Below are 6,483 nucleotides of genomic sequence, written 5' to 3'. Positions count from 1 at the left end.
CTGCTGCTGCTGGGCCGCGCGCTGCTCGCCACCGGCAGGCGGGAGGAAGGGCTGGCCGCGCTGCGCGAGGCCGTGGCCCGCGAGCCCGAGGGCTCCAGCGTGCGCCAGCAGTCCGAGCAGCTCCTGAGCCTGCCTGGAGGACCCTGACGTCATGCACCGGCTCGACACGTCTGCGGGAAGCCCGCTGTCCCCGTCCGAGGGGGTGCCCGACAGCGCCGCGCGGGACTCCCGCCAGCTGACGCTGGACATCGTCATCCCCGTCTTCAACGAGGAGGAGGTCATCCACCTGCTCCTGGAGCGCCTGGCGCAGGTCTTCGCGCCGGAGGTGCTGGCCGCGCAGGGCGTGGCGTCCGTGCGGTGGCTGCTGGTGGATGACGGCAGCTCGGACGCGACGGCGCGCCTGCTGGCGGAGCGCATCCGCGAGGGCGTGCCGGCGCGGCTCATCCGGCTGTCGCGCAACTTCGGGCACCAGGGCGCGGTGTGCGCCGGGCTGGACTTCGCGGACGCGGACCTCGTGGCGGTGATGGACGCGGACCTGCAGGACCCGCCGGAGGTGGTGTGGCGGATGCTCCAGGCGTGGCGCGAGGGCGCGGACGTGGCCTTCGGGCAGCGCCGCCGCCGCAAGGGCAACGCCGTCAAGCGCGTGGGCTACTGGGGCTTCTACCGGCTGGTGGCGCTGCTGTCGGAGATTGACCTGCCGCTGGACACGGGGGACTTCTGCCTGATGGACCGCCGCGTGGTGGCGGCGATGCGCCGGCTGCCGGAGAACCTGCGCTTCTCGCGCGGGCTGCGCGCGTGGGTGGGCTTCCAGCAGGTGGCGGTGGAGTTCGACCGGCCGGCGCGCGCCGCGGGCGAGCCCAAGTACACCTGGAAGAAGCTGTACCGGCTGGCCACCGACGGCATCGCGTCCATGAGCACGCGGCCGCTCCAGGCGGCCCAGTTCGGCAGCTTCTTCTTCGGGCTGCTCACCGTGATGTTCCTGTTCCTGCTGCTGGGCTTCTCACAGGAGCTGGGCGTGCCGCGTCCGCTGCTCTTCCTCTACGCGCTCGTCGCCACCGGGAACGCCGTGCTGTCGTTCTGCCTCTACATCCTGGGGGCCTACGTCGGGCGCACGTACCTGGAGGTGAAGGGCCGGCCGCCCTACCTCGTGATGGAGTTCGTGGAGCCCCGGCGTCCGGGCCCACCATCCCCCGCCCATGACCCACGCGCCTCCTGACGTCGAACGGCTGTCGTCCCCCCGCGCCACCGAGCCCTTCCCCGACGCGTGGTACGACCAGAGCTCCGCGGAGCACTTCTGGTTCACCTGGCGGCTGCGCGCGCTCCTGCGCCTCTTGCGCGACGTCCAGGCGCCCACCTCCGCGCCCCTGCGCGCCCTGGATGTCGGCTCGGGGCCGGGCATCCTCGCCAGCCAGGTGGAGGCGGCGACCCGGTGGTCGGTGGACGCGGCGGACCTCAACCTGGGGGCGCTGGAGCGCTGCGCGCCCCGGCGCGGCCGGACGCTCTACTACGACGTCATGGAGGAGCGCCCGGAGCTGCGGGGGCACTACGACGCGGTGTTCGTCTTCGACGTCATCGAGCACCTGCCGGAGCCGCTGCCGCTGTTGCGCTCGGCGCTGGCGCACCTGAAGCCCGGCGGCCTGTTCCTCGTCAACGTGCCGGCGCTCCAGGCGTGCTTCAGCCAGTACGACGTGGAGGTGGGCCACCTGCGGCGCTACACGACGGCCAGCCTGGCCCAGGCCCTGGCGCCCCTGGGCCTCACGCCGGTGGCGCTGCGCTACTGGGGGCTGTCGCTGCTGCCCGCGCTCGTCGCCCGCCGCGCGACGATGCCGGTGGGCCGGCCGCAGGAGCGCATCGTGGAGCGCGGGCTGGTGCCCCCGTCGAAGCTGGTGGACGGAGCGCTGCGCGTCTGATGCACGCGGAGACGCGCCTGTCCGCGCGGCCGGTGCTGGGGACGTCCGTGCTGTACGCGGGCCGCGTGCCCTGACTCGAGGCCGGGCCGCGCAGGCCCCGGGGCACCAGCACGCGCGCCACCGCCTCGAAGAGCCGCTGACCGCGAGCGCCAGCACCGCCGCGGGCACCGCGCCCTCCAGGATGAGCCCCACGTCGTCCAGGCGGATGCCGGTGAGGATGGGCTGGCCGTAGCCGCCCGCGCCCACCAGCGCGCCCAGCGTGGCCGTGCCCACGTTGATGACCGCCGCCGTCTGGATGCCCGCGAGGATGGACGCCGCCGCCATGGGCAGTTCGATGCGCCACAGCCGCGCGCCGGACGGCAGGCCCAGCGCCTCCGCGGACTCGCGCACCTCCCACGGGATGCCCTGGAGCCCCGCGGCCGTGTTCCGCACGATGGGCAGCAGGCTGTAGAGGAACAGCGCCGCGATGGCCGGCTGCGAGCCGATGCCCAGCAGCGGAATCATGAACACCAGCAGCGCCAGCGACGGCACCGTCTGGATGACGCTGGAGAGCCCCAGCACGCCCTGCCCCAGGCGCGGACGGCGCGCGGCCAGCACGCCCAGCGGGATGGCCAGCGCGATGGCCGCCACCAGCGACAGGCCCACGAGGAACAGGTGCTCGCGCGTGCGCAGCCAGACGCGGGACACCCGCCCGTCCGTGCGCACCCGCGTCGTCAGCCCCAGCGACGCCCGGAGGAAGTCCGACGCCACCCGCGCCTCCGGCACGTGCTCCAGCCGCGCGCGGGCGTTGAGCTTCACCATCTCCGCCTCCGTCAGCGCGCCCTCCAGCCGGCGCAGCGCGGAGACGACCCGGGGCGCCCGCGATTCCAGGTCCGCGCGGTAGAGGAGCACGGCGTCGTACGCGGGGAAGTGGCGCCGGTCGTCCTCCAGCACGCGCAGCCCGTAGGCGGCGATCTCCGCGTCCGTGGAGTACAGGTCCGTGAGCTGGATGGCGCCGCTCTCCAGGCCCCGGTAGGCCAGGTCGTGGTCCAGGCCGCGCACGTCGCGCTGGGGCAGGCCGTAGGCGTCGCGCAGCGCGGGCCAGCCGTCGCCCCGCTGCATGAACTCGTTGCTGAAGCCCACGCGCAGCTCCGGGTGGGCCTTCAGGTCGGAGATGCGGCGGATGCCCAGCCGCTGGGCCTCCGCTTCCTTCATGCCCAGCGCGTACGTGTTGTTGAAGCCCAGCGACGCGCTCATGCGCAGGCCCTCGTCCGCGAGCGCCTGGCGCAGCGCCGCGTCGTCCGGCAGCGCGCGGCCCACGAGCAGCTCCTGGCGCAGCGTGCCGGTGTACTCGGGGTAGACGTCCAGCTCGCCCCGGCGCAGCGCCTCCCACAGCACCGTGGTGCCGCCCAGCTCGCGCCGGTGCGAGGCCCGCGCGCCCGCGTCCTTCGCCACCTGCGTCACCAGCTCCCCGAGGATGACGGACTCGGTGAACTTCTTGGAGCCCACGCGCACCTCCGGCCCCGCGCCGTCGGCGCGCTCGCACGCGACGCCGAAGAACAGCAGCCACGCCAGCGCCAGCGCGCGCATCACCCGGACCTCCGCAGGGGCAGCGGACGCTGGGCCTGGATGAACCGCGTGACGAACGGCTCCGCGGGCCGCGCCTCCAGGTCGTCCAGCGAGCCCTGCTGCACCACCTGGCCCTCGCGCATCAGCACGATGCCGTCGCCCAGGTAGGCCGCTTCCGACAGGTCGTGGGTGACGAGCACCACCGTCTTGCCCAGCCGCTCGAAGATGCCGCGCAGCTCCGTCTGGAGGTCATGGCGCACCAGCGGATCCAACGCGCCCAGGGGTTCGTCCAGCAGCAGCACGTCCGGGTCCAGCATCAGCGCGCGCATCAGCGCCACCCGCTGCCGCTGGCCTCCGGACAGCTCCCCGGGGAAGCGCTCCAGCGCGTCCGCCGGCAAGCGCGTCAGGTCCATCAACGAGGCCAGCCGTTCGCGGATCCGCGCCTCCGGCCAGCGCAGGTGCCGCGCCATCAGCGTGACGTTCCGCGCGCCGGTGAGGTGCGGGAACAGCCCCCCGCCCTGGAGCGCGTAGCCCACGCGGCGGCGCACGGCGAGCAGCGCGCCCACGTCCTCCGGCAGGGGCTGTCCGTCGAAGAGCACGCGCCCCGTGTCCGGACGGAGCAGGCCGTTGAGCAGCCGCAGCAGCGTGGACTTCCCGCAGCCGCTGGGGCCGATGAGCGCCGTGGTGGCGCCCTTCGGCAGCTTCAGGCTCAGCGGGTGCAGGGCTTGCGCGGCACCGAAGCGCTTGGACACCTCCTCCAGGATGAACACGGACGCCACGTCCCTTCAGCGCGGAGCGAACACGCCGTTGCAGGCGGTTGGAAAGGGGAAGGGGGCACTGGCGGGGAGGCTGCACGCCGCGAACAGCCCCCAGCCCTCGCGGTCCACGCCGCCGGCCCAGACCTGGACGTCACCGCCGCCTTCCGGCGCGGGCGCGGTGAAGCGGACGCAGCGCGTGGCCAGGCCCTCCACGTAGCAGTCGCGCACCTCCACCGGGCCCGCGCCCGGGAGCGCGTCGCGCAGCTCCTCCACGCTCCGGTCGCGCCAGCGCTGCACCTGGGCCGTGCCCGGCTCCGCCGGCCAGAAGACGCTCCAGGAGAAGGTGGCCGCGGCGCAGCGGATCCTCCCCGCGCGCGTCGTCGAGTCCGCGAGCTCGCACCCCTCCGGCAGGAACAGCAGCCGCCATGGCAGCCTGGGCGGAGTGACGCGCGACGACGGCGCCAGCACGTCGCCCTCCGGGTTGCCTCGCGTGGCCAGGTACGCGAACAGCTCCAGGCACCGGCCCAGCCCCGCGCGGACGGGCTCGCGCGCCACACAGCCCAGCTGCCGCACGCGGCCCGCCGAGGGCGTCACCGCCGTGACGTAGCCGCCCACGGGGCAGGGCCTGCCGCCGTTCGCCCCGACGCACTGTTCGAACCGCAGGGACGGGTGCGGCAGTCCCGCGAGCGGCAGCTCGCCCCGGACCTCCTTGAGCGCCGGGCCCAGGCGCGCATGGACGCGGGCCCGTCCGGCTTCCACGGCCTGCGCCTCGCTCAGGCCGGACTGTTCGTACAGCCACACGGAGAGCGCGCCGCAGCGGTACGTGCGCGACGTGGGGCTGTCCGGGACGGGGACACAGCCGTCGAAGAAGGGGCGCGCGTCGTCGACGAAGGGGCCCGAGGGCGTCACGCCCACGGACGGGACCGCGGGGGCCACCGGCACGGAGGCCTGACACGCACCCAGCAGCCCCCCGAGTGCCACCCCCACCGCCACCAGTGCCGTGCGCATCCACGAGGGGATAGGCGCCGGCCCCGTCCGAGTCAACCGGCCCGTCGGTCCGACGCCCACCGCGCTACACCCGCGGGCACTACTTCTTCATCTGCTTCTCGAGGTCCTTCGCCTGCGTCTCGTTCCTGCTGACGGTGGTCTCGGTGTCGCTCAGGAGGGCCAGGAAGCCGGCGTCGTTCTTGTAGTCCTTGCGGCCCTCCTTGAGGATCTCCTTGCCCTTCTTCTGGTCCTCCGCGATGCGCGACAGGAAGGCCTTGTCGAACTCGGGGCCCTGCTTCTCGCGGAGCTTGCTGAGCTCCTCGTTCTTCGTGTCGAGGGCCTTGCCCAGCTTCTCGCCGGTGCCCTTCATCTTCTCCTGGTAGCCCTGCTGCACGCCGGAGCCACCCGTGCCCGTGGCCTCCTCGGACGTCTGGCTGCTGTCGCTGAGCGCGCTGACCTGCACCTTCTTGTTCTCGGCCCAGGTGCGCAGCGCGTCCTGGACCCGCTCGTGGTCCTGGCGCAGCTGGGTGGCGAACTCCTTCACGCGCGGATCCGACGCCTGCTCCTCCGCGAGCTTCGCCATCTCAATCTGGCGGTTGTTGAAGACGGCCAGCTTGCCCACGTACTGCACGCGCTTCGCGGCGGCCTCACCCACGGCCTTGCCCTGCTTCATCTGCTGCTTTTCCTGCTTGGACATGTCGTCCTGCGCGTGGGCCGCGAAGCCCATCAGCCCCGTCACGACCGCCGCCGTCACCGCACGCGCCTTCCAATGCGTCTTGCCCATGGCCCTGCGCCTCCCCCGCCTCCGCGGATGAATGATTGACGGGAGCAAGGTGTGGACGCGGAGGGCCGTTGCCAGGGTCGCCTGGCCGAGCGCCCCGCCCCCGCGAACGAGGCCCGCGGGAGGAGCGCGTGTCACTCCACGGACAGCAGGCCGCGCACCACCGCGCCGCGCCCCGGCGCCGTGGCCTGGGCCCAGCCGCGCAAGAGCGCCAGCACCTCCGAGGAGAAGCAGGGCGTGTCGAGCAGCGTGACGGTGGTGCCAGTCCCGCCCGTCTGCGCCTGCTCGAAGCGCGCGGTGAGCCAGCAGGCCCCGGCGCTCCCGCCCTCGGGCACCGTGCGCGACACCTCCAGCTCCAGCAGCGCGGAGGGACACAGCCACCCTTCGGCCCAGCGCAGCCGCCGCTCCAGCAGCACGCTCAGGGACTCGCTCGCGGCGGTGGCCTCCAGCGCCGGGGGCACGCCGTCGCCGGACGATGGGGGACGGCGGGGACGGCGGG

The 6,483-nt window shown here is 73.8% G+C and carries 6 protein-coding genes and 1 pseudogene; 2 read left to right on the top strand and 5 right to left on the bottom strand.

The genetic code is table 11. The features are described 5' to 3' along the window. Positions 1-151 precede the first annotated feature (151 nt). Positions 152-1,216: a glycosyltransferase family 2 protein gene (locus ACLEQD_RS34350; RefSeq protein WP_410389884.1), complete on the top strand. Its 1,065-nt coding sequence runs from the start codon at positions 152-154 to the stop codon at positions 1,214-1,216. Continuing rightward, positions 1,197-1,910: a class I SAM-dependent methyltransferase gene (locus tag ACLEQD_RS34345; protein ID WP_410389882.1), complete on the top strand. Its 714-nt coding sequence runs from the start codon at positions 1,197-1,199 to the stop codon at positions 1,908-1,910. Before ACLEQD_RS34350 ends, ACLEQD_RS34345 begins: the two co-directional genes overlap by 20 nt. Before the next feature lie 67 nt (positions 1,911-1,977). On the opposite strand, the pseudogene ACLEQD_RS34340 reads toward ACLEQD_RS34345, so the two are convergent. The 5 genes and pseudogenes from ACLEQD_RS34340 to ACLEQD_RS34320 all read right to left on the bottom strand — a co-directional run. Then, positions 1,978-3,479, bottom strand: a pseudogene (locus tag ACLEQD_RS34340) (glycine betaine ABC transporter substrate-binding protein); the annotation flags it as partial. Continuing rightward, positions 3,479-4,228, bottom strand: a complete 750-nt coding sequence (locus ACLEQD_RS34335) for an ATP-binding cassette domain-containing protein (protein WP_410389886.1) — start codon at positions 4,226-4,228, stop codon at positions 3,479-3,481. The gene ACLEQD_RS34335 and the pseudogene ACLEQD_RS34340, both read right to left, overlap by 1 nt. A gap of 15 nt (positions 4,229-4,243) precedes the next feature. Then, positions 4,244-5,224, bottom strand: a complete 981-nt coding sequence (locus ACLEQD_RS34330) for a hypothetical protein (protein WP_410389880.1) — start codon at positions 5,222-5,224, stop codon at positions 4,244-4,246. Between the two features lie 79 nt (positions 5,225-5,303). Further along, positions 5,304-5,987 carry a DUF4142 domain-containing protein gene (locus ACLEQD_RS34325; protein WP_410389878.1) on the bottom strand — a complete coding sequence of 228 codons (684 nt, stop codon included), beginning with the start codon at positions 5,985-5,987 and terminating at the stop codon, positions 5,304-5,306. Between the two features lie 131 nt (positions 5,988-6,118). Beyond that, positions 6,119-6,483: hypothetical protein (locus tag ACLEQD_RS34320; protein WP_410389876.1), on the bottom strand; the 365-nt coding region annotated here is incomplete at its 5' end.

This window comes from Corallococcus sp. 4LFB, from assembly GCF_046520365.1.
Classification (GTDB): Bacteria; Myxococcota; Myxococcia; order Myxococcales; family Myxococcaceae; genus Corallococcus; species Corallococcus caeni.
The sequence above is the reverse complement of the archived record's forward strand: the minus strand, read 5'-3'. Positions and strand labels throughout refer to the sequence as shown.

Coding starts and splice junctions, on each gene's coding strand:
- ACLEQD_RS34325 (WP_410389878.1), bottom strand. CDS start 5,987: ATGGGCAAGACGCATTGGAAGGCGCGTGCGGTGACGGCGGCGGTCGTG.
- ACLEQD_RS34350 (WP_410389884.1), top strand. CDS start 152: ATGCACCGGCTCGACACGTCTGCGGGAAGCCCGCTGTCCCCGTCCGAG.
- ACLEQD_RS34330 (WP_410389880.1), bottom strand. CDS start 5,224: ATGCGCACGGCACTGGTGGCGGTGGGGGTGGCACTCGGGGGGCTGCTG.
- ACLEQD_RS34345 (WP_410389882.1), top strand. CDS start 1,197: ATGACCCACGCGCCTCCTGACGTCGAACGGCTGTCGTCCCCCCGCGCC.